Origin of the sequence: Undibacterium sp. SXout7W, from assembly GCF_049339385.1 — a bacterium.
Taxonomy (GTDB): Bacteria; Pseudomonadota; Gammaproteobacteria; order Burkholderiales; family Burkholderiaceae_D; genus Undibacterium.
The window spans coordinates 1-786 of record NZ_JBMPPF010000062.1 but is presented as its reverse complement, the minus strand read 5'-3'; the positions used below and the strand labels follow the sequence as shown (position 1 = coordinate 786).

The following is a 786-nucleotide window of genomic DNA, read 5'->3' as shown; positions in this document are numbered from 1 at the left end:
ACTGTTTGACTGTGCGGGCTGTTTGTGGAAGCTCTGCCAGTGAGGTGACTAGTTCTGTTATTGCTGTGGTTGCTCCTCCTATTACTGCGCCTGTTCCCGTTTTGTTTTTTTGTGTTTGTGTCTCTTGCGCTGTCTGGCTTTCGATTCCCTGCATGTCTTGGGCATATTGTTGAAATCTTGTCCATATCTCGTCTTTTGCTATCTGACTTTGCTTCTTCAGCTGGGCGTTGATGTTGTCTTGCTCTGTTGTTCGCTGGGCACTGAGTTGTTCCGCTGTCATGCCTGTGTAGGCTTGTTCTGCTTCTGTTGGGTTGAAGGTGTACTGGCCAGCTGTGCCGCTGTAGTAGGGTTTTTTTGCCAATGTGAGTAGTTCCTGGATGCGGCTTTCTTCTGTTGGGCTACAGCCTTGTGTGCTGGCGCATTTGCTTTTGAGGCGCGCAAGTTCCATTTGTTGGTCGTGTATGAGCAGGTTGTTGGCGGTGGCGTTTTCGCTTGCTACCGCTCCTGCTGTTCCGCCTGTCAACGCTCCAATGCTGATGCCGGCGAGTTGTACCAGGGTACTTTTGAGTGTGTCTGGTATGTCTAGTTTTTTGATTTGTTCGTTGATGTCTGGAATCAGGATTTGGCTGCTGGCCGCTCCTGCTGCTCCGCTCGTGCCGCCTGTCAGGGCTCCTACCAAGGTGTGGAGCAGGACGCGGGATGTGCCGCCTTCTTTCCATTGCTCTATGCCTTCTTTGTCGGTGTTGGCGAGGGCTTTTTCATATTGCGCCTGGGCGTAGTTGCCTA

At 51.8% G+C, this 786-nt stretch carries 1 pseudogene; it reads right to left on the bottom strand.

What is annotated here, in order from left to right:
• Positions 1–786 (bottom strand): annotated as a pseudogene (locus ACO0LB_RS20485) (hypothetical protein); the annotation flags it as partial.